This is a genomic window from Sphingomonas sp., assembly GCF_051962185.1.
In the GTDB taxonomy this organism is placed as follows: Bacteria; Pseudomonadota; Alphaproteobacteria; order Sphingomonadales; family Sphingomonadaceae; genus Sphingomonas.
This window is the reverse complement of sequence record NZ_JBQCCN010000125.1, coordinates 1-21,383: the sequence shown is the minus strand read 5'-3', so window position 1 is coordinate 21,383 and position 21,383 is coordinate 1. Positions and strand designations below refer to the sequence as shown.

At 66.4% G+C, this 21,383-nt stretch carries 18 protein-coding genes, 1 tRNA gene and 2 pseudogenes; 11 read left to right on the top strand and 10 right to left on the bottom strand.

The window, feature by feature from the left end; genetic code table 11:
• The 4 genes and pseudogenes from kdpB to ACTHJR_RS07195 form a co-directional block, all read left to right on the top strand.
• Positions 1–1,131: potassium-transporting ATPase subunit KdpB (gene kdpB, locus ACTHJR_RS07210; RefSeq protein WP_440522443.1), on the top strand; the 1,131-nt coding region annotated here is incomplete at its 5' end.
• Between the two features lie 49 nt (positions 1,132–1,180).
• Positions 1,181–1,777, top strand: a complete 597-nt coding sequence (gene kdpC, locus ACTHJR_RS07205) for a potassium-transporting ATPase subunit KdpC (protein ID WP_440522442.1) — start codon at positions 1,181–1,183, stop codon at positions 1,775–1,777.
• A gap of 9 nt (positions 1,778–1,786) precedes the next feature.
• Positions 1,787–2,479 carry a response regulator gene (locus ACTHJR_RS07200; protein WP_440522441.1) on the top strand — a complete coding sequence of 231 codons (693 nt, stop codon included), beginning with the start codon at positions 1,787–1,789 and terminating at the stop codon, positions 2,477–2,479.
• Positions 2,480–2,574: 95 nt separating this feature from the next.
• Positions 2,575–3,783: pseudogene (locus tag ACTHJR_RS07195) on the top strand (glycosyltransferase family 87 protein).
• Here the strand turns inward: ACTHJR_RS07195 and ACTHJR_RS07190 are convergent.
• Positions 3,767–4,408, bottom strand: a complete 642-nt coding sequence (locus ACTHJR_RS07190; RefSeq protein WP_440522440.1) for a DUF4893 domain-containing protein — start codon at positions 4,406–4,408, stop codon at positions 3,767–3,769. The pseudogene ACTHJR_RS07195 and the gene ACTHJR_RS07190 overlap by 17 nt on opposite strands.
• A gap of 327 nt (positions 4,409–4,735) precedes the next feature.
• On the opposite strand from ACTHJR_RS07190, the gene yghU reads away from it, so the two are divergent.
• The 5 genes from yghU (at position 4,736) to ACTHJR_RS07165 (ending at position 10,162) form a co-directional block, all read left to right on the top strand.
• Positions 4,736–5,614, top strand: coding sequence for a glutathione-dependent disulfide-bond oxidoreductase (yghU, locus tag ACTHJR_RS07185; RefSeq protein ID WP_440522439.1), 879 nt, complete (start codon positions 4,736–4,738; stop codon positions 5,612–5,614).
• An 89-nt stretch (positions 5,615–5,703) separates the two neighbouring features.
• Positions 5,704–6,621, top strand: a complete 918-nt coding sequence (locus ACTHJR_RS07180) for an NADP-dependent oxidoreductase (protein WP_440522438.1) — start codon at positions 5,704–5,706, stop codon at positions 6,619–6,621.
• A gap of 163 nt (positions 6,622–6,784) precedes the next feature.
• Complete coding sequence (kdgD, locus tag ACTHJR_RS07175) at positions 6,785–7,699, top strand: 5-dehydro-4-deoxyglucarate dehydratase (RefSeq protein ID WP_440522445.1); 915 nt, start codon at positions 6,785–6,787, stop codon at positions 7,697–7,699.
• A 31-nt stretch (positions 7,700–7,730) separates the two neighbouring features.
• Positions 7,731–8,621: a LysR substrate-binding domain-containing protein gene (locus ACTHJR_RS07170; protein WP_440522437.1), complete on the top strand. Its 891-nt coding sequence runs from the start codon at positions 7,731–7,733 to the stop codon at positions 8,619–8,621.
• Positions 8,618–10,162, top strand: a complete 1,545-nt coding sequence (locus ACTHJR_RS07165) for a carboxylesterase/lipase family protein (RefSeq protein WP_440522436.1) — start codon at positions 8,618–8,620, stop codon at positions 10,160–10,162. Before ACTHJR_RS07170 ends, ACTHJR_RS07165 begins: the two co-directional genes overlap by 4 nt.
• A gap of 33 nt (positions 10,163–10,195) precedes the next feature.
• Here the strand turns inward: ACTHJR_RS07165 and ACTHJR_RS07160 are convergent, their stop codons facing one another.
• Together ACTHJR_RS07160 and ACTHJR_RS07155 are read right to left on the bottom strand one after the other, a co-directional pair.
• Positions 10,196–12,031: a hypothetical protein gene (locus ACTHJR_RS07160; RefSeq protein WP_440522435.1), complete on the bottom strand. Its 1,836-nt coding sequence runs from the start codon at positions 12,029–12,031 to the stop codon at positions 10,196–10,198.
• A complete protein-coding gene (locus ACTHJR_RS07155) occupies positions 12,028–13,344 on the bottom strand; it encodes an MFS transporter (RefSeq protein WP_440522434.1) in 1,317 nt (438 codons plus the stop codon). The genes ACTHJR_RS07160 and ACTHJR_RS07155 overlap by 4 nt, the downstream gene beginning before the upstream one ends.
• Positions 13,345–13,618: 274 nt before the next feature.
• Here ACTHJR_RS07155 and ACTHJR_RS07150 point away from each other — a divergent pair, with 274 nt between their 5' ends.
• Positions 13,619–16,423 (top strand): TonB-dependent receptor, encoded by a 2,805-nt coding sequence (locus tag ACTHJR_RS07150; RefSeq protein ID WP_440522433.1) that lies wholly within the window; start codon positions 13,619–13,621, stop codon positions 16,421–16,423.
• Positions 16,424–16,575: 152 nt separating this feature from the next.
• Here ACTHJR_RS07150 and ACTHJR_RS07145 read toward each other — a convergent pair.
• A tRNA-Gln gene (locus tag ACTHJR_RS07145) sits at positions 16,576–16,650 on the bottom strand.
• An 86-nt stretch (positions 16,651–16,736) separates the two neighbouring features.
• Entirely contained in the window at positions 16,737–17,828 is a 1,092-nt protein-coding gene (locus ACTHJR_RS07140; protein ID WP_440522432.1) for a branched-chain amino acid aminotransferase, read from the bottom strand.
• Positions 17,829–17,907: 79 nt separating this feature from the next.
• Between ACTHJR_RS07140 and ACTHJR_RS07135 the strand changes: the two genes are divergently transcribed.
• Complete coding sequence (locus ACTHJR_RS07135) at positions 17,908–18,423, top strand: MarR family transcriptional regulator (RefSeq protein WP_440522431.1); 516 nt, start codon at positions 17,908–17,910, stop codon at positions 18,421–18,423.
• Positions 18,424–18,501: 78 nt separating this feature from the next.
• Here the strand turns inward: ACTHJR_RS07135 and ACTHJR_RS07130 are convergent, their stop codons facing one another.
• The 5 genes and pseudogenes from ACTHJR_RS07130 to ACTHJR_RS07110 all read right to left on the bottom strand — a co-directional run.
• Positions 18,502–19,314, bottom strand: coding sequence for a pyrroline-5-carboxylate reductase family protein (locus ACTHJR_RS07130; RefSeq protein ID WP_440522430.1), 813 nt, complete (start codon positions 19,312–19,314; stop codon positions 18,502–18,504).
• A gap of 5 nt (positions 19,315–19,319) precedes the next feature.
• Positions 19,320–19,823, bottom strand: a pseudogene (locus ACTHJR_RS07125) (YbjN domain-containing protein).
• An 88-nt stretch (positions 19,824–19,911) separates the two neighbouring features.
• The gene (locus ACTHJR_RS07120; RefSeq protein ID WP_440522429.1) at positions 19,912–20,199 is read right to left on the bottom strand and encodes an accessory factor UbiK family protein; all 288 of its coding nucleotides are present in this window, start codon (positions 20,197–20,199) and stop codon (positions 19,912–19,914) included.
• Between the two features lie 24 nt (positions 20,200–20,223).
• On the bottom strand, positions 20,224–20,775 hold the full coding sequence (locus ACTHJR_RS07115; protein ID WP_440522444.1) for a TspO/MBR family protein: 552 nt from the start codon (positions 20,773–20,775) through the stop codon (positions 20,224–20,226).
• Positions 20,776–21,079: 304 nt separating this feature from the next.
• Positions 21,080–21,383: SAM-dependent methyltransferase (locus ACTHJR_RS07110; protein WP_440522428.1), on the bottom strand; the 304-nt coding region annotated here is incomplete at its 5' end.

Here is a 21,383-nt window from a genome sequence, read left to right as displayed (position 1 = left end):
CTGCTGCTCGACAAGACCGGCACGATCACGATCGGCGACCGCCAGGCGAGCGAGTTCCGCCCGCTGACCGGGGTCGAGACGAAGACCCTGGCCGAGGCGGCGATGGTCGCCAGCCTGGCCGACGAGACTCCCGAGGGCCGCTCGATCGTCACCCTGGCGCGCGAGAAATTCGCGCTGACCACGACGCTGGCGGCCGATGCCGAAGTCATCCCGTTCACCGCGCAGACGCGGACGTCGGGCGTGAAGGTCGGCGGCACGATCCTGCTCAAGGGCGCGGTCGATTCGATCCTAAAGACGCTCGGCGCCGACGCCCCCGGCGCGGCCGAGATCAAGCGCGTTACCGACGAGATCGCGCGCGGCGGCATGACGCCGCTGGCAGTGATGCGCGACGGCCGGCTGCTCGGTGCGGTGGCCCTCAAGGACATGGTCAAGGCCGGCGTGCGCGAGCGTTTCGCCGAGCTTCGCCGGATGGGCATCCGCACGGTGATGATCACCGGCGACAACCCGCTGACCGCCGCCGCCATCGCCGCCGAGGCCGGGGTCGACGATTTCCTCGCCGAAGCGACGCCCGAGGACAAGCTTGCGCTGATCCGCAGCGAGCAGACCGGCGGCAAACTGGTCGCGATGTGCGGCGACGGCACCAACGACGCTCCTGCCCTCGCCCAGGCCGATGTCGGCGTGGCGATGAACACCGGGACGCAGGCCGCGAGGGAAGCCGGCAACATGGTCGATCTCGACAGCGACCCGACCAAGCTGATCGAGATCGTCGGGTTGGGGAAACAACTCCTGATGACGCGCGGCGCGCTGACCACCTTCTCGGTCGCCAACGATGTCGCCAAATATTTCGCGATCATCCCGGCGATGTTCATCGTCCTCTACCCGGGGCTCGGAGTGCTCAACGTGATGGGCCTGGCCAGCCCGCGGTCGGCGATCCTGTCGGCGATCATCTTCAACGCGCTGATCATCCCCTGCCTGGTGCCGCTGGCGCTCAAGGGCGTGACCTACCGCGCGATCGGTGCGGGACCGCTGCTGGCGAGGAACCTGGCGATCTACGGGCTGGGTGGGCTGCTCGCGCCGTTCGTCGGGATCAAGCTGATCGATCTGGCGGTCGCGGGATTCGGATTGGCCTGATCCCGCCAAGTCCCCCTCCCGCTTGCGGGAGGGGAGAAAGAGAGAAGAGATGCTCAAGGATTTCACCACCGCGTTCCGCCCGGCCATCGTGCTGACGCTCTTGTTCGCCGCCCTGCTCGGCCTCGCCTACCCGGTCGCCATCACCGGCATCGGCCAGTTGATCGCGCCGGGCGCCGCCAACGGTAGCCTGCTCCGCGACGCCCATGGCAATATCATCGGCTCCGCCCTGATCGGCCAGAGCTTCGCCAGCGACCGCTATTTCCACGGCCGCCCCTCGGCCGCGGGCAAGAACGGCTATGACGCCACCGCCTCGTCGGGATCGAATTACGGCCCGACCAGCCAGGCGCTCGCCGACCGCGTCAAGGCCGATATCGCCGCCGCCAAGGCATCCGCTCCCGCCCCAGGTTCCAAAATACCCGCCGACCTGGTGACGGCCTCCGCCTCGGGGCTCGATCCCGACATCAGCCCCGAGGCGGCTTTGTTCCAGGTCGCGCGCGTCGCCAGGGCACGCGGAATCGATCCGGCAAGGCTGAGGCGATTGGTCGGCGATACCACCACCCGTCCGCTGTTCGGCTTCCTCGGCGAACCGCGGGTCAGCGTGCTCGCGCTCAACCTCGCGCTCGACCGGATCGCGCCGCGGCCGTAACATCGCGACATGGCCGCCCAGCCCCGCCTGCTGATCGTCGAGGACGATGCGCATATCCGCCGCCTGCTCCGCGTCGCGGTCGAGCGCGCGGGCTATGCGGTGGGCGAAGCGGCGACCGCGCGCGAGGCTTTGTCGCTCGCCGATATCGACAAGCCCGAACTGGTCCTGCTCGACCTCGGCCTGCCCGACCGCGACGGGCTCGAACTGATCCAATTGTTCCGCGTCCACACCGGTGCCGCAGTGATCGTGGTGTCGGCGCGCGAGGACACGTCGGAAAAGGTCGCGGCGCTCGATCTCGGCGCCGACGATTATCTGACCAAGCCGTTCGACACGGAGGAATTGCTCGCGCGCGTCCGCACCGCCTTGCGTCATCGCGTCACGGGCGAGGCCGGGCGAACGCTGGTCGCCGCAGATGATGTCGAGATCGATCTCGAACGTCGCCGGGTCCGGCGTTCGGGTGAAGACGTGCATCTTTCGCCCAAGGAATATGACGTGCTCGCCGAATTGGCGAAGCGGCCCGATCGCGTGATCGGTCATCGCCAACTGCTCCGCACCGTCTGGGGCCCGGCGCAGGAGAATCAGGTCGACTATCTGCGCATCATCGTCCGCAATCTGCGCCAGAAGCTAGAACGCGACCCCGCGCGACCGGCGCTGATCACCAACGAGCCGGGCGTCGGCTACCGCCTCGTCACCGAGACCTGACGAGCCTGCCGGACCCCCGCGACCGACCCTGTAACCCGACATTTACACGCGACCGCTAGCAGGAGGACGTCGCCGACGAATGGGGGGAATCCGGGTTGCCGGGGAGCGAATACAATGCCGGCACCATCTTCACCGGACGGCGGATCGCCCGGATCGCCCTGCTTTGGTCGCTGGTCTGGCCGCTGCTCCTGGCGGCGCATGTCTTCGGGCAGTTCCAGGCGGGATGGACGGACGGCATCGACCGGCCGTTCGGCGAGGATTTCCTGAACTTCTGGGCTGCCGCTAGGCTCGCCATTACCGGGCAGGCGAGCACGATCTACCATATCGCCGCGTTCCACGACTTCCAGGTCAGGACGGTCGGCCACGCGATCGACCTCTATCACTACAGCTATCCGCCCACCCTCCTGCCGATCACCGCGCCGTTCGCGCTGCTGCCCTACCCGGCCGCCTGGGTCGTCTGGCAATTGCTCGGGTGGTTGGCGTTCGCCGCCGCGTTGCGGCGTATGGCTCCCCAGCATTGGCTGCTCGCCGCCATCGCCTGGCCCGCCATTCTGATCGACGCGATGGGCGGCCAGGCGGGCTGCTGGATCGCGGCGATCACCGCCTGGGGCCTGATCCTGTTGCCCTAGCGGCCGGTGCTGGCGGGGCTGTTGCTGTCGCTGCTCGCGGTGAAGCCCCAGCTCGCCTGGCTCCTCCCCCTGGCGCTGCTGTTCGGCCGCGAATGGAAAGCGTTGCCGGCGATGGCCGTCGGGGCGGTGGGGCTGGCGGTTCTCACGACGCTCTGCTTCGGCGTTGAAATCTGGCCGGCATATGCTGCCCAGGCGCAGCTTTTGAAGCGCGTCATTCTCGAAGACGGGACGGGCACCTGGCATCGGATGATATCGGTCTTCGTGCTCGTCCGGCATCTGGGCGCGCCGCTCGCCGTCGCTTACGCCGCGCAGGCCGTGATCAGTATCGGGGTGGCCTGGATCGTGCTGTCGGCATGGCGGCGCAATTCCAGCCTGAGAGCGCACTATCTGATGATGGGCATGCTCGCCGGGTCGATTTACGTCAGCGATTATGACTGCGTCATGCTGGCGTTCCCGGCGCTGGCGGTTTGGCATCTTGCTCCGCCGTCTCGACGCTGGCCGGTCGTGCTCGCCGCGCTCCTGCCGCTGGTCGCTGCCGTGCTCGCGGTGTCGACGCATGTTGCGGTCGGCGCGATCATGCTCTGGCCGCTACTGCTCGCCCTGCGACGGCTCGACGATGCGCCGATCGCCGATCGCTCCGACGACCGCGGCGCGGCCTTCAGCTCGACCCGTTGACGACCGGAGTGAGTTCGTAAATTTCGAGCGTGTGGTCGCCCTGTCCGTCGTTCCTGGCGAACACCATCCGCCAGCGGAACGGCGCAAAACGCTCGATCACCGCGGCGACATCGCGCTGCGGCGATTCTCCATAAGCCGGTGCGATCTCGGCCTGCCGAGGGCGCAAGGTACCAAGAAAGATCACGCGCTTGCCGTCCGCGTCGTCGAACAACCAGCCGCCGGGCAATTGCGTCCCGGTCTGCTTGGTGAAGCTCCGCTTCCCTCCGCTCGCGGCGACGTAGCAAAAATCGGGCTTGTAACTGGTGACGCCGCCCCGGCCGCCGACCCGAACGAGCCGGCATTGATAGGACCCCGGCGAGAGTGTCGGCGCGTCGAGACCCGCAGTGGGGTCGAGCAATTTCCCCTGTGCAGCGACACGCGCGCGGAGACGGGCGGGAACGGCTGCGAGCATGCGCTGCCAACGGCCGGCGAGGCCGTCGATCCGCGATTGATCGTCATCCGTCGCGGTCGCGCGCCAGCCGGTCGGCTGGGTGACCGGCACGGTCACGATCGCCTTCCTGCCTGTCGTCGAGCATGCCGCCAGGGCGACGCACAGAGTCGCTCCTCCGACCAAGGACCAGCGCATCTCCCGCCCCCTTCTCTTCGGCTAAATCAGCTTGTTTTCAGAATGTTGACGAAAAGTGACCGGAGATGGTTAACAAAAAGTTAAAATGCTGCGGCGCGACGAAGGCGCGCGAGCGGTTGGCCGTGCCGGACGCACCATTCACCGAAATGAGTATCCCACGCCGATTGCTCAACGGGAAGGATGACGGTGGAGGCCCGCCGGCGCGGTCATTATCGGGGCAGCCCTGTTTACTTTTATCGTTTCTCCCTTGGAGAAACCCGATCCGGCTTCCTAGCTACCGGTCGGGCCGGCCGGCGACTCCCGGCGGCGACAGCGTGGAGCCCCTCGATGAGCGAACCGACCGAATATACGCCTCCCAAGGTCTGGACATGGGACAAGGAAAACGGCGGCGCCTTTGCCAACATCAACCGACCAATCGCCGGGCCCACGCACGACAAGGAGCTTCCGGTCGGCAAGCACCCGTTGCAGCTCTATTCGCTCGCCACGCCCAACGGCGTGAAAGTGACGATCATGCTCGAGGAACTGCTCGCGCTCGGTCACAGCGGCGCCGAATATGACGCCTGGCTGATCCGCATCAACCAGGGCGACCAGTTCGGCAGCGGCTTCGTCTCCGCCAATCCCAATTCCAAGATTCCCGCACTGATGGATCACACCGACCCGGCGGCCCCGGTGCGCGTGTTCGAATCGGGCGCGATCCTGATCTATCTGGCCGAGAAGTTCGGTGCGTATCTGCCGACCGACTATCCCGCCCGCGCCGAAGTCCTGTCCTGGCTGATGTGGCAGATGGGCAGCGCGCCCTTCCTCGGCGGCGGCTTCGGGCATTTCTATGCCTATGCGCCGTTCAAGCAGGAATATCCGATCAACCGCTATGCGATGGAAGTGAAGCGCCAGCTCGACGTGCTCGACCGCCGGCTGGGCGAGAGCGAGTATCTCGGCGGCAAGGACTATTCGATCGCCGACATGGCGACCGCGCCCTGGTACGGCGCCTTGGTCAAGGGGCTGGTCTATGGCGCCGGCGAGTTCCTGCAGGTGCAGGAGTATAGGAACGTGATCCGCTGGACCGACCAGATTTTCCAGCGCCCGGCGGTCAAGCGCGGCCGGATGGTCAACCGCGTGACCGGCGAGCCGGCCGACCAGCTCCACGAGCGGCACGACGCCAGCGATTTCGAATTGCGCACCGCGGACAAGCTGGAGGTGGCGGATTGATCCCCTGATCGGCACTCCCGTATGACGCTGAACCGCTCTCCCCTGCCGGCGACACCGCCGGGCGGCACGGAAGCGTGGAGACGATGCCCATGAAAGCGATAACCGTCACCGATCGTGCAGCGGGAACGGCCGGAATGCGGCTAACCGAGCGCCCAGAGCCGAAAGCCTCGATCAACGATGTCGTCGTCCAGGTTCACGCCGCGGGATTCGTCAAGACCGAGTTGGATTGGCCGTCGACCTGGAGCGATCGCCTCGACCGCGATCGAACGCCGACGATCCCGGGGCACGAGCTGGCCGGCGTCGTCGCGGCGCTCGGTTATGGCGCGACAGGACTGTCGCTCGGGCAGCGGGTATTCGGGCTGACGGATTGGTACCGCGACGGCACCTTGGGGGAATATGTGGCCGTCGAGGCGCGCAATCTTGCGCCGTTGCCGGACGACGTCGACTTTACGGTCGGCGCCAGCCTGCCGATCTCCGGCTTGACCGCGTGGCAAGGCCTGATCGCGCACGGGTGCCTCACGGCGGGACAGCGGGTGATCGCCCATGGCGCGGCCGGCGCTGTGGGATCGATGGTCACGCAACTCGCGCGGGAATTCGGCGCGCACGTGATCGGCACCGGACGCGCGGCCGACCGGCAACCGGCGCTCGACTTCGGTGCTGACGAGTTCGTCGACCTGGATCATGAAGCGCTGGAAGATGTCGGCCCGGTCGATCTCGTGCTCGATCTCATCGGCGGCGATATCGGGAAGCGGTCGGCGCGGCTGGTTCGCCCGGGAGGAAGGCTGGTGTCCATCGTCGGGCCGCCGGAGGAGTCGCCGGTCGACGGCCTGGCGATCGATTTCGTCGTCGAGGCCGATCGGGCGCAATTGGAGGAGATCGTCGAGCGCGTGCGCGGCGGACGGCTGCGGACGAACCTCGGCGCCATCGCCTCCCTCGACGACGCGATCGCGGCCTTCACGCCTACCGAGCGACGCTCGGGAAAGACGATCATTCGCGTTCGCCCGTAAAATCGCGAAGCGCGGAGCGGCACCGATCTCGATCACGATCTAGCCAAGCTGTGCATCGATCCATCGCCGCTTTGGCTTGGACCTTGCGCCGCGGGGTCAATACTCACGCCATTGAACTGCAATGCGCATCGATATGCGTGGCGAGGAGAGAGTTGTGACGACGTTGAGCCCGGCGGATATGGCCCGCAGCCTGGGAACCGGATTGCTGTCCTTCCCGGTCACCCATTTCGACGCCGACGGCAGCTTCCTCGAAGGTCCCTATCGCGCGCATTGCGCGTGGATGATGGAGCATCAGCTCGCCGGTCTGTTCGCCGCCGGGGGAACCGGCGAATTCTTCTCGCTGACGCCCGATGAAGTCCAGACGGTGGTCGCGGCGGCGGTTGCCGAAGCGAACGGCAAGCTGCCGGTCATCTCGGGGTGCGGCTATGGCACGGCCATCGCCACCGATATCGCGCGCGGCGCGGAAAAAGCCGGAGCGGACGGCATCCTGCTGCTGCCGCCCTATCTCGTCGGGTCGAGCCAGCAAGGCCTTGCCGCCCACATCGAGGCGGTGTGCCGGTCGACCGGACTGGGCGTGATCGTCTACAATCGCGACAACGCCGTAGTGGACGACGAGACGCTGGCGCGGCTCTGCGACCGCAATCCCAACCTGGTCGGGTTCAAGGACGGGGTCGGCGATATCGAACTGATGACGCGCATCTATGCCCGGATGGGCGATCGTCTGACCTATATCGGCGGGCTGCCCACCGCCGAGACCTTCGCCACGCCCTATCTCACGATGGGCGTCACCACTTATTCCTCGGCGATCTTCAACTTCATGCCCGACTGGGCGCTAGTCTTCTATCAATCGGTGCGCAGCGGCGATCACGCCGACGTGCTCGCGCGCCTGCGGGATTTCGTGCTGCCGTATATCGCGCTGCGCAACCGCGGTCGCGGCTATGCCGTTGCGATCGTCAAGGCCGGAATGCGGGTGATCGGCCGCGACGCCGGGCCGGTGCGGTCGCCGCTGACCGATTTGGCTCCGGCGGAAATCGCCGAGCTGAGGACATTGGTGGAGCGGGCGGCCCGGCCGGCGTGACACCTGACGGGGGGCTGGCTAGACCGAGGCGATGTTCGAGCTGAGCCAATTGCGTTGTTTCGTCGCCGCGGCCGAGGAACTCCATTTCGGCCGTGCGGCGCAACGGCTGAACATGACGCAATCGCCGCTCAGCCGGCAGATACAGCTGCTCGAGCGGATCCTCGGCGTGACCTTGCTCGAACGTACCAGCCGCCAGGTGAGCCTGACGCCGGCCGGTCATGTCTTCCTGATCGAGGCGCGCCGCATCGTCCGGCTGGCCGAGAGCGCGTCGCTGTCCGCGCGCCGCGTCGCGAAGGGCGATGCCGGGAAAGTCGCGATCGGTTTCACCGCCGTTTCGGGCTACAGCCTGGTGCCGCAAATCGTCGCCAACGCGCGCGCCAGCCTACCCAATATCGATCTCGAGCTCCACGAGATGGTGACGGGCGACCAGGTCGATGCCTTGCTGACCGGGCTGATCGACATCGGGTTCGTCCGCCCGCCGATCGATCGGCTCGAATTCGATACGCTCTGCGTCCTGCGCGAGCCGCTGGTCGTCGCGCTGCCGCCCGGCGACGCGCGGCAATCCTGGCCCTCCTTCGGCCTGTCCGATTTCGATGGCGAACCGCTCATCATGTACGCGCGACAGGGGGCCGGCTATTTCCACAACATGCTGGTGCGGCTGTTCGACGATGTCGGCGTGTCGCCGCATTACGTCCAGCACGTGACCCAGATCCACTCGATGCTCGGGCTGGTCCACGCCGGACTGGCGGCGGCGATCGTGCCGCAATCGGCGTCGGGGCTGCATCTGGTGGACGTCCAGTTCCGAGCATTGCGAACCGAACCCGACGATCCCGTCGAACTGCACATGGTCTGGCGCCGCGACAACCATAATCCGGCACTCGAGCCGATGCGGACATTGTGCGCGCAGATGGCGAACGGATGATCGATCGGCGCGGCCTGATCGGCGGCGCGCTGTTGCTGCCAGCCGCCGCATTGGCCCGCGACCGCGGCGATCCGGTGGCGACGACGCGCCTTGGGCGCCTACGCGGTACGCGGGAAGGCGGCGCGATCGTGTTCCGCGGAATCCGCTATGGCGCCGACACCCGGCCCCGGCGGTTTCAGCGCGCCCTGCCTCCCGCCCCGTGGAGCGGGATGGCCGATGCCGTCCGGTTCGGCGCGGCGGCGCCGCAGACCAAGGCGACGGAGCCGACCAGCGAGGATTGCCTGTTCCTCAACATCTGGACGCCCGCGCTCGACTCCGGGCGGCGGCCGGTGATGGTCTATCTGCACGGCGGCGCGCATTCGCACGGATCGGGGTCCGACCCGCTCTATGACGGTGGCAATCTGGTCAGGCGCGGCGATGTCGTGGTGGTCACGCTCAATCACCGGCTGGCAGCGCTCGGCTATGCCTATCTGGCGCAATTGGGCGGACCGGCCGAATCGGGCAATGTCGGCAATCTGGATATCGTGCTCGCACTGCGGTGGCTGCGCGACAATATCGCCGCGTTCGGGGGCGATCCGGCACGCGTGATGCTGTTCGGGCAATCGGGCGGCGGCGCCAAGGTCGTGACGCTGATGGCGATGCCCGAAGGGCGACCGCTGTTCCATCGCGCGGCGACGATGAGCGGCCAGCACGTCACCGCCGCGGGTCCGATCCACGCGACGGAGCGCGCCCGCGCCTGGATGGCCAAGGCCGGCGCCGCCGACGTCGCCGCCTTGCGACGCTTGCCGATCGAACGGCTGGTCGAAGCGATGGCGATGATCGACCCGATCGACGGCAAGGGGGAGATTAGTTTCGTCTCGACGCTCGATCACGAGGTGCTGCCCCGCCATCCTTTCTATCCCGATGCCCCGCGAGAGGCGGCGGGTATTCCGCTGATCGTCGGCAATACGCATGACGAAACCGGCCTGTGGATCGCCGACACCCTCAAGCGCGGCGACACCGACTGGAACAACCTGTCGGCACGGACCGCGGCGCAGATCACCAAGGACGTCGCGCCCGATTGGGTGGTGAAGCGTTACCGCGAGCTTTATCCCGAAAAAACGCCGGGCCAGATTCTTCTCGCCGCCACGACCGCGGGGCGATCATGGCCGGGCCATCTGATCCAGGCCGAGGAGCGCGCCAGGATCGGCGCGCCCACGTGGATGTACCAACTCGACTTTCCCTCGCCGGAGGCCGGCGGCGTCTTGGGCGCGTTCCACACGCTGGATATTCCGCTGGTGTTCGACAATGTCGACGCATCCGGATCGCGCACCGGCGCCAGCCCGGCGGCGCGGCGGCTCGCCGGGCGCATGGCCGACGGGTTCATCGCCCTCGCGCGCAGCGGCACCCCCAATTGTGCCACGCTGCCGGCCTGGCCGACATACGAACTCGACCGACGGCTGACGATGATTTTCGACGACGCCCCGCGCGTGGTCGGCGACCCGCGGCGCGGAGAGCGGCTGCTCTGGTCTGTCGCGCCCTATATCAAGCCAGGCGGCTGAGCGTGAAAGCCGGCCGGCGTCGCCGGCGCGGCGTCATCGCGTCCAGGGGAAAGCGAGCGTCGGCCGGTTGGCATAGCGGCGCATCGCGAGCCGCAACCGCGCGCCGCAGCCGGGTTCGAGCCGCAACGTCACATCGGCGCGACCGACCGCCATCGTACGCCCGTCGATCGTCACGCTCTCGATACGATGCTCGGCATAGGCGCCGCCCTGGACGATGATCGTACGCGGGGCCGATTTGGCGAGATTGACCAGCGTGACCTCTGTCGAGGCATCGCCGATCGCGTGGACCAGTGCGGCGACATTCTCCGGAACGCCGGCACGGCGGCGATCCGCGTCGAAATAGCGCAGGCGGCAGTGCAGCGGCACGCCGCCCTGGTTGGGCGAGGTCGGCGACCAGCCCGGATGCGCGATATGCAGGCCGCCGCTCATCAGCTGGATCAGGCTGGTGATGTTGGCCGGCGTGATGTCGAGCGGCCAATCGGCGAGTCGGGTTTGCGGCGTCGTGGGATCGTCGCGCTGCGCCTGCTCGCGCGCGGCGATCGCATCCATGTCCGCGCGCATGGCGGTCAACGGATATTGCGGATTCTTCCCCTCGAGAAATGAAATCCAGGGATGTTCCCCGGCCGCCGCGCGGTCGTCGGCGCGCTGACTCATATACCAGATCTCGAACCCATTGGCGCGATACGGGCCGGGCTTCCAGCCGTACCACCCTTCCGCCCCATACATGGTCGGCGTCTCGAGCGTGCCGCCGCGCTGGCGGCCCGCGGCGTTGATCCGCGCGGTCTGGCGGCGCCAGAGGTCGATATAGGCCTGGTCGCCGGTCAGCAATGTCGCGCCCATGAACGCGCTGATCGATCGCGGAACGCGGTTGCGATCCTCACGCTTGCCGGTCTGGGGCACGACCGGGGAAAAGCCCCAGCCATAGGTTCCGCGCCACCAGTTCTTGCCCACGGTGCCGTCCAGCGCGACATGGCTGGGCAGCAGGTCGCCGTTCGCGGCGGCGCGCTCCACCCAGGCGTCGATATAATCGAGTGCCCAGCGCCGATAGCGGTCGCCGCAACCCAGCGCATAGGCGTTGAGCCCGAGCGTGGTCGATTGCAGGTTCAGCGGATTGTCGCCCACCACGTCGCCATATTCGGCGTAATGATCGAGGGTCTGCTGATAGGTCGTCTCGCCATGTTCCATGTGGAAGCGCGCGCCTGCCTCGAACGGATCGCCCGCCCAGTCGAGCGGCGTCGCGCGGCGGAGCATCGGGCCACGGCTGCCGTTCAACAGGCTGCGGATCAACCGGTGCCGGGGATCGTAATTGTGCACCGTGGGATCGCGGCCGGTGTAGAAGTCGGCATAGCGCATGGTGCGCACGAGCAGCCTGGGATCGCGCGGCGTCGACAGGCCCATCACGTTGAAGGTGGTCAGCCCTTCCGCATTGTGCTGCCAATCCATCTGCACGGGGAATTCGCGGAAATACATGCCCTGCCGCGCGATCGGCACCTCCATCGTGCGGGCCGCGGTATATTGCTTGAGATGCCCTTCCCAATACCGGCGCGCGAGCGTCAGGATGCGGTCCGAACCGCCCAGGGCGTGGAGTACGACCCAGTCGTTGGTCGCCTCGGCGGCATCGTCCGGCCCGTCGTTCGCCCCCCAGCGCTCGAACACCTTCAGGCGATCGCGGCCGTCGACATATTTCGCATAAAAGGCCTCGCAGGCCTCGGCATTTCGAGCGAGCAGGCGGCGCTGCATTATCGCCCAGTCGGGCGCCGCCATCGGCGTGCCGATCGCCAGTGGACCGGCGGCGGAACGGGCAACGGCGGGTAGCGCGGCGCTCGCCGCGGCGCCCAGAACCAGGAACTGGCGACGGTCGAGCGTCATTCCGCGATCTCCATCCGCCGGATCGGCCCGGCCACCACGAGGAAAGCGATGATGGTCAACAGGCAATGCGCCCCGACGAAAACCAACGCGAGGTCGAACGATCCGGTCGCCTTCACAATGTAGCCGACTACGATCGGGGTCACGATGCCCGCCATGTTGCCGAACATGTTGAACACCCCACCCGACAGGCCGGCGAGCTTGCGCGGCGCGACATCGGCCATCACCGCCCAGCCGAGCGAGGCGATCCCCTTGCCGAAGAAGGCGACCGACATCAGCGCCACGACCAGCCATTCCTGGCGCGCCCAGACGCACCCGATGATGAACGTGGCCAGCACCATGCCCAATGTGAGCGGCGCCTTTCGGGCCCAGTCGAGCGATCCGGTCCGCTGCAGGATGCGGTCCGAGACATAGCCGCCGAGCATGCCCCCGGCAAAGCCGAACAATGCGGGAGCGGCCGCGGCGAAGCCGGCTTCCATGACATTCAATCCCCGCTCCTTGATCAGGTAGATCGGAAACCAGGTCACGAAGAAATAGGTCAGCACGTTGATGCAATATTGCCCGAGATAGATGCCGAGCATCATGCGGTTGGCGATCAGCTTGCGGACATTGCCCCAATCGAAGGCGACCGCCGTCCTGGCCGCTCCTTCGTCCATCCGGATCAGACCTCCCCCCGCCTCGATGTGGTCGAGTTCGGCCCGGTTGATCCGGGGGTGGGCCGTCGGGCTGTGGATGAAACGCAAAAAGATGGCGGCCGCGATCAGGCCGAGCGCGCCCATTGTCCAGAAGATCGATCGCCAGCCGGCGTTATGCGCCAGCCAACCCATCAACGGCACGAAGACGACGATCGAGAAATATTGTGCCGAATTGAAGATGGCGGAGGCTGTGCCGCGCTCGGCGGCGGGAAACCAGGCGGCGACCAATCGCGCGTTGCCGGGAAAGGACGGTGCCTCGGCCAGCCCGACCAGGAAGCGCAGCGCGAACAGCATGGCGACGGCCGACACCATGGGTACGAGGCCGGTGAGCCCCTGCAGCGAGGTGAAGATCGACCATGACGCGATCGCCCAGACATAGACTCGCTTGGTGCCCAGCCGGTCGAGCAGGAGGCCGCCCGGAATTTGCGCGATGACGTACGCCCAGGCGAACGCGGACAGGATGTAGCCGGTCTGTACCGGATTCAGGCCCAGCTCGGCAGATGCCGCCGATCCGGCGATCGAAAAGGCGGCGCGATCGGCGTAATTGACGCTGGTGATCAGGAAGATCAGCGCGATCACCGCGTGCCGCACGCGCGTTGGCTTGATGCGCGGTTCGATCACCGCCCTCTCCTCTTTGTTCCGCGCCTGATCGGTGCGGATTTCCGTACCACCGGCCTAGTGACGACGGGGGGCAGCGTCCAAGCCAAAAAGGGGAATGATCGAGCCACATCATGGCATGATCCCCGCCGGATGCGCTTCGGCGACCCGCCGATCAGTGCAAGTCGCGCATCGATCCATGTCCGATTGGGATTGGCCTATGGCCGCGACCCGCGGCTAACCAGCATCGAACAAGCCGGTTCATCACGAAGCTGGCGACATGGGGAGTCTGAAGGTCATGTCCCGTATCCGTATCCTGAAATCGGTCCTCGCGCTGTCGAGCGCGGCGGCGGCGCTCGCCGCCCCCGCCGCGCACGCGCAGTCGCAGCCCGACACGGCAACCGCTCCGGCGGCCGAAGACACGACCGCGCCAGCGAGCGCGCCGGAAATCGTCGTCACCGGCTTTCGCGGCAGCTTGAGCAGCGCGATCGGGATCAAGCGCAACGAGACCGCGACGGTCGACGTCATCAAGGCCGAGGACATCGCCGAATTCCCCGACCTCAATCTCGCCGAATCGCTGCAGCGCATTCCCGGCGTCGCGATCAGCCGCGTCAACGGCGAAGGCCGCAACATCTCGGTTCGCGGGCTCGGGCCGGAATACAGCCGGGTGCGCATCAACGGCATGGAAGCGATCGGCACCACCGGCGGCACCGACAATTCCGGCGGCGTCAATCGCGGCCGCGGCTTCGACTTCAACATCTTTTCCTCGGACCTGTTCAACAGCCTGGCAGTGCGCAAGACGGCCACCGCGGACGTCGAGGAAGGATCGCTGGGCGGCACTGTCGACCTGCAGAGCGCGCGCCCGTTCGACTACAAGAAATCGACCGCGGCGTTCCAGGTGGCGGCGAGCTACAACGACCTCGCGCGCAAGGCCAAACCGCGTGTGTCCGGCCTGGTCACCGCGACGACCGCCGACGGCAAGTTCGGCGTGCTCCTGTCGGTCGCCTATGAGGAACGTCGGCTGATCGAGGAAGGCGCCAACATCACCCGCTGGACCTATGGCGGGTTCAATGGCGGGTTCAATCCGGCCTCCACCCTGCAGGGCTATACGATCGCCCAGATCAACGACACCAACCCGGCCACCGCGCTGTTCCACCCGCGCATCCCCGGCCTCGTGAGCTACGACATCGACCAGAAGCGTCTGGGCGCCGCGCTTTCGCTGCAGTATCGGCCGAGCGACAAGACGCTGATCTCGATCGACGGTCTCTATTCGCGGCTCGACGGCACGCGCAAGGAAGCGCAATTCCAGGCGATCAGCTTCAGCCGCTCCGGCAGCGGCAAGCCGCAGACGATCATCCGCTCGGGCACGGTCGACGGCGACGACAACATCATCAGCGGCACGTTCGACAATGTCGATCTGCGCAGCCAGGCGCGCTACGACAAGCTCGTCACCGACTTCTACCAGATCACCGGTTCGATCGACCAGAAGATCGGAGAGTCGCTCAAGCTCGGCGCGATCGTCGGCTATTCGCGCTCGGAATTCCGCAATCCGATCCAGACCACGGTGACCATCGACGCCGCCAATACCAGCAATTTCTATTATGACTTCTCGACGCGTTTTCCGACCATCCGTCCCGGCGTCGACGTGACCAATCCGGCGACTTTCTCGTTCATCAACGGGACGTCCGAAGTCCGCATCCGCCCGCAAACGGTCGACAATGCCTTCACCAACGCCAAGGTCTTCGCCGAATGGACCGCCAGCCCGGTCGTCAAGCTCAAGGTGGGCGTGGACTGGCGGCGGTTCGACTATGACTCGACCGAGCAGCGCCGTCTGTTGGGCGAAACCGTGGTGCAGACGCTGACCGCGGCGCAGCTGGCGCCGTTGCTGACGACCTTTTCGGGGTTCGGCCGCGGGCTCAACATCCCGAACGGCACGCCGACGGCCTGGGTCATCCCCAATCTCGACGCCTTCCAGACGGCGCTCAACACTTACAGCAATCCGCTCTACGCCACCGGCGGCGTGGCCAATGCGACGGCGCGCGGCTCGTTCGTGACGGTGCGGGAAGAAGATCTCGGCCTTTGGGGTATGGCCGAGTTCAACCTGGCTTCCGCCGGCCTGCCGATCCGCGGCGACGTCGGCGTACGCTATGTGAAGACGGATCAGTTCTCGACCGGATACGCCAGCCTCGGCAGCACGATCAGCCTGGTCGACGCCGACCGCGGCTATCATCGTTGGCTACCATCCGCGAACCTGGTGTTCGACGTGACCGACAAGCTGCTCGTCCGATTGGCGGCGGCGAAGACGATCGCGCGCGCTGGGATCGGGTCGCTGTCACCCGGCGGCAATCTCAACGTGTCGGGCGGCAACCGTACCTTCAGCTCCGGCAATCCCGACCTCCTACCGACCTCGTCGACCAATCTCGACGCCTCGGTCGAATGGTATCCGACGCGCGGCGCGCTCTATGCGGTGTCGCTGTTCCAGAAGGATATCGGTACGTTCGTCCAGACGCTCAGCACGACCGTTCCCTACAGCGCGCTCGGCCTCCCGGACTCGCTGTTGAACGGAACGACGGCCAGTCCATCCGACGTCTTCATCGTCAGCCAGCCGGTCAATTCGAAGGGCGGCATGCTGCGCGGCTTCGAGGTGAATGTTCAGCAGCCGCTGAGCTTCCTGCCCGGGTTCCTCTCGAACTTCGGCGTGCTGATGAACTACACCTATGTCAGCTCGGACATCGAGTATCTGCTGACCACGAACGGCAGTTCGGTGGTGCGCGCGCCGCTGATCGGCTTGTCGAGGAACGCGGCCAACGCGACGCTCTACTACGAAACCAAGAAGTTCTCGATCCGCGGCTCGGTCGCCTATCGGTCGAAATATCTGACGGCGGTGCCCGGCACCGAAGGCAATTCCTATAACGGCACCAACGCCACGACCAATGTCGATGCGCAGGTATCGTACAATTTCACGGACAATTTGAAGGTCACGCTGGAAATGATCAATCTGACCGACGCGAAGAACGACCAGTTCGTGGACGAGACCAACCGGCTCAATGTCTTGACCCACAGCGGGCGGCAGTTCGTGCTCGGCGCCAAAGTGGTCTTCTGATCCCGTTCGATCCGAACCTCCCTGGGGGGCAGCTGCACGTCAGCCGCCCCTTTTTTTTGCCCGGTACCACCGGCGCTTGTCGAAGGAACCGTAGCGCCCCTTCCGGCGCGACGCCGCGAAGCGGATCGCGTCATTCGGCGGGTTCTGCGGGTTGGCTGGGGCGCCAGGATTCGAACCTGGGAATGGCGGCACCAAAAGCCGCTGCCTTACCACTTGGCGACGCCCCAACATTTCGGGCCGATATGTCCCGGCGGGAGCGCGCGCTTATAGCGACGCGCGCGCGCCTGCAAAGCCCTTTATCGCGCGCCGGCGATCAGGCGACGCGCTCCAGCCAGGCGTGCGGATCGGGCGCCGCGCCGGTCTGGATCGCGACCAGCGACTCACGCAACGACATGGTGAGCTGGCCGGGGCCGCCCGAGCCGATCGTGAAGTCGCCCGACGCCGCCTTGACCTCGCCGATCGGCGTGACCACCGCCGCGGTACCACAGGCGAAGGCCTCGACCAGCCGACCGCTGGCCGCATCGGCGCGCCATTGCTCGAGCGCATATTTCTCTTCGCGCACAGCAATGCCGCGGTCGCGGGCCAAAGCGATCAGCGAATCGCGGGTGATCCCCGCCAGGATCGTGTCGCTGAGCGGCGGCGTCGCGATCGATCCGTCGTCGAACACGAAGAACACGTTCATGCCGCCGAGTTCCTCGACATAGCGGCGCTCGACCGCGTCGAGGAACACCACCTGGTCGCAGCCCTGTTTGATCGCCTCGGCCTGGGCGATCAGGCTCGCGGCATAATTGCCGCCGCACTTGGCCGCGCCGGTCCCGCCGGGCGCCGCGCGCGTGTAATTTTCCGATGCCCAGATCGACACCGCCGGCGCGCCACCCTTGAAATAGGCACCGACCGACGAGGCGATCACCATATAGACATAGTCGGACGACGGCTTGACCCCGAGGAAAGTCTCGCTCGCGATCATGAACGGGCGCAGATAGAGCGATCCGCCGTCGCTGGTCGGAATCCAGTCCTTTTCGGAGCGAACCAGCGCACGGCACGATTCGAGAAAAATCTCCTCGGGCAATTGGGGCATGGCGAGCCGCTCGGCCGACTTCCGGAACCGCCGCGCATTGGCGTCGGCGCGAAACAGCGTGATTTCGCCTTCCGCTGTTCGATAGGCCTTGAGCCCCTCGAATATCTCCTGGGCGTAATGCAGCACCGCGCAGGCGGGATCGACCGTCAGCGGCTGGCGCGGCGCGATCGCCAGATCGTGCCAGCCTTTGGCCTCGCTGTAATGCGCGATCGCCATGTGATCGGTGAACACCCGGCCGAACCCTGGATTGGTGAGTTTTTCGATCCGTTTCTCTTCCGGCGTGGGCGAGGCGGTCGGATTGAGCGGAAATTGTGCGGCGATATTCATGATCGTGTCCCCATAGCGCTACTAATCGTGCGCGTCCAAGGCTTGCCGTGGACCGATCGGGGTGGCAAAACCGGTCAACATGACTGCCCCAACACCAGCCGCTTCGGCCCAATTCCTCCGCGAGCCCGAAATCCGCCGCGGCTCCGAGATGCTGTTTTTCGCCTACAGCCGGCTGACCAAGGCGGTCGACCAGAATCTGGGCGAACGGGGCATCGGTCGGGCGCACCATCGCGCGCTCTATTTCATCGGCCGGCATCCCGATATCTCGGTCAGCGAATTGCTGTCGATCCTTGGCGTCACCAAGCAGTCTCTAGGGCGTGTGCTGACCGAATTGGAGGATCGCAAGCTGGTCGAGACGCGGATCGGCGATCGCGACCGGCGGCAGCGACTGTTGCGGCTGACCGACGCCGGATACGAACTCGATACCGAGCTGTTCAATCACTCGCGCGATATCATTTCTCGGGCGTACAGCGCCGCCGGACAGCAGGCCGTGACCGGTTTCTGGGCCGTGCTGGAAGGCCTGATCCCGCCCGCCGAGCGCGACCGCGTGCACAATTGGCGGGAGAATTCGGTGCCGCCGGGCGGCCATCGCTGATCCTGCCGCGATAGTATCCGAACGGATCTGCATATCGCCCGCACCGGAAACGGCGCGGAAAAAGCCGAAAAGGAACGCTTAACGCTTGGCTTCTGCCGCCATTTCGCGGCCGCGACGCTCCGCCGCCTCGAGCGTTTCGGTCAACAGCCGCACCAGCGAGTCGTCGCGGTCGAGCACGTTCAGGCCCTGCCGAGTCGAGCCTCCGGGGCTGGCGACGCGGTCGGCGAACGTTGCCGGGCTGTCGGCCGACCCCGCCGCCATCGCCGCCGCGCCCTCGACCGTGGCGAGCGCCAGTCGCGCGGCCTGGTCGGCGGGGACCCCGAGTTGCTCCCCAGCCTTGGCGAGGGCGTCGATGAAACGGAACAGGAAAGCGGGACCGCAGCCCTCCAGTGTGCCGGCCGCGCCGTAGAGCGCTTCGCTCGGCACCCATTCGACCAGGCCGAGCGGCGCCATCAAGGCAGCGACGGCCCGTTTGGCGGCGGGCGGCGCGGCATCGGCGTAGAGCGTGACCACGCCCTTCCCCAAAGCGACCGGCAAATTGGGCATTGCGCGCACCACCGCAGGACCGGGGAAGCGATCGATCAGGGTCGCTTCCTCGACCCCCGCCAGGATCGAGATCAGCAGCGGCACGTGCCGGAGGCGATCGCCATGAACCGCGACGATCTCGTCGAGCTGCTGCGGCTTCATTCCGAGCATCACCGCGTCGGGCGGCGGGCCGTCGGGTAAGCCGCGCGCCTGGCGGACGCCCGGCGGCAGCGCGCGGTCGTGGCGATTGACCACGTCGACCGCATCGCCGCGCACCAAACCACTGTCGATCCAGCGCGACAGCATCGCGCCGGCCATATTGCCGCAGCCGATCAGCCACAGGCGCTGGGGGACCGCGTCAGCCATGGTGCTCACGCCTCGCCCTGCGTCTCCGTCAGCGATGCGGCGAGCGCCTCCTTCGGGCTCTTGCCGCCCCACAGGACGAACTGGAACACGGGCTAGAAACGCTCGCATTCGTCGATCGCCGATTCGATCAGCAATTCGGCGCCTTCCAGGCTCAGCGTCCCGCCATCGCTGCCGTCGATCATCGCGGCATGGCGATAAAGCACGATCCCGCTCGACGACCACAATTCGAAATGGCCGATCCACAATTGCTCGTTGATCAGCCCGATCGCCTCGTAGATCGCCGAACGGCGGTCGTCGGGAACGCGGATGTCGGGGAACGCCAGGAATTGCAGCACGCAATCCTCTTCGCGCCACAAAGCGCGGAGTTCGTACTCGGTCCAGCTGCCCTTGACCGTCGCGACGATCTCGTCGTCGTGGCGCTGATGCTCCCAGCCATGCGCGGCGTAATAGCTTTCGATCATGTCGATCGGGGCCGCATCCTCGCGCTGGAAATCGCTCTCATCGAGCATTGGGGGTCTCGCTGGTCATCTCAGGCGAATCTGCCCGTTGCGGCCCATAGGCGCAACGGGACGGTGGAGAAAGCTGTGGAAAATCGGTTCAGGACTTTGGGGATTTCGCCCTGGGTCCCGGCTGGGCCGGGGCCATCGCCTTTGCTTCGAGCGCGTCGAGCCGCGCCTTCAGCGCATCCGCCTCGTCGCGTGCTGCCGCGGCCATCGCCTTGACCGCCTCGAACTCGTCGCGGCTGACGAAATCGAGCCCGCCGATCCATTCCTTCGCGCGCTCGCGCGTCGCGGCTTCCGCCTCGCGGCCCATGCCCGCCAGCGTGCCGGCGGCGCCGTTCACGAACTTCACGAGGTCGTCGAACATCCGGTTCTCGGATTGCATGTCTAATATCCCGTAATCTTCAGATCAGAAGCTCATCTGGGCGCTCGACGACGACGGCACAAGCGTCGATGCGTTGGGATTGAGCTTTCCGATCTGCCAGTTGAGCAATCCGGCGAAGCACAGCCAGGCGAGATAGGGCACCATCAGCCACGCCGCAGCCGCCCGGATTCGGCCGAACACCAAAGTGGTGGCCAGCGCGGCGACCAGCAAGCCGATCAGCAGGATCAGCGCCGCCGACACCTGGTGCATGCCGAAAAACAAGGGCGACCAGGCGAGGTTGAGCAGCAACTGGACCACGAACAAGACGATGGCGACGCCGCGCAGCCGCGATCCGCGGGCGTTGATGATCATCGCCAGTGCGACGCCCATCAGGATGTACAAGCTTCCCCAGGCGACGGGGAATACCCAGTCGGGCGGCGTCAGCGACGGCCGGGCGAGCGCCGCATACCAGCGATTCTCGGCTCCCGCCGGCGCGATCCGGCTGGAAGCGAATCCCAGCAGCAGGATCAGCGGCACCGTCACCACCGCCCAACGCAGGAACGCCCCGCGCAATTGTTCCTTGGTCGCGATTTCCATCAGCAATCCTCTCGTGCGATCGTTACGCACGTCGCCCTAGTGTCGACGCGATGCAGCGTGATGACAAGCCGGGACGTGACGAGGGCGCCGTCTTGGAAAAGGACGGGATCAGGAGCGGACGTCAGATTCACGCCAAGAAGACAGACCCTCACCCTTCCGGCGCTTCGCGCCTCCCTCCCGCATTAGGTAAACAGCGCCCCGCGCTGTTTAGGTCATGCCGGGGGCATGACCGGCCTGATGCGCCCGCATGCGGGAGAGGGAAGGGGCCCGCCGCCGTAGGCGGTGGGAAGGGTGAGGGTCTGTCTTACTCGGGCAGATGCGCGAGGATCAGGAACTCCACATTCCCCTCGGGCCCGGTGATCGGGCTCTGCACGACATCCTCGACCACCCAGCCGCTCGCGGTCAGCCATTCCGATACCTCAGCACACACGCGCGCATGGACCGCGGGATCGCGCACCACCCCGCCCTTCCCCACTTCCTCGCGCCCCGCCTCGAATTGCGGCTTGATCAGCGCCGCCAGCCGCGCGCCCGGCCGGGCGAAGGTCAGCGGCACCTCGAGCACCTTGGCGAGGCCGATGAAGCTCGCGTCGCAGACGATCAGATCGACC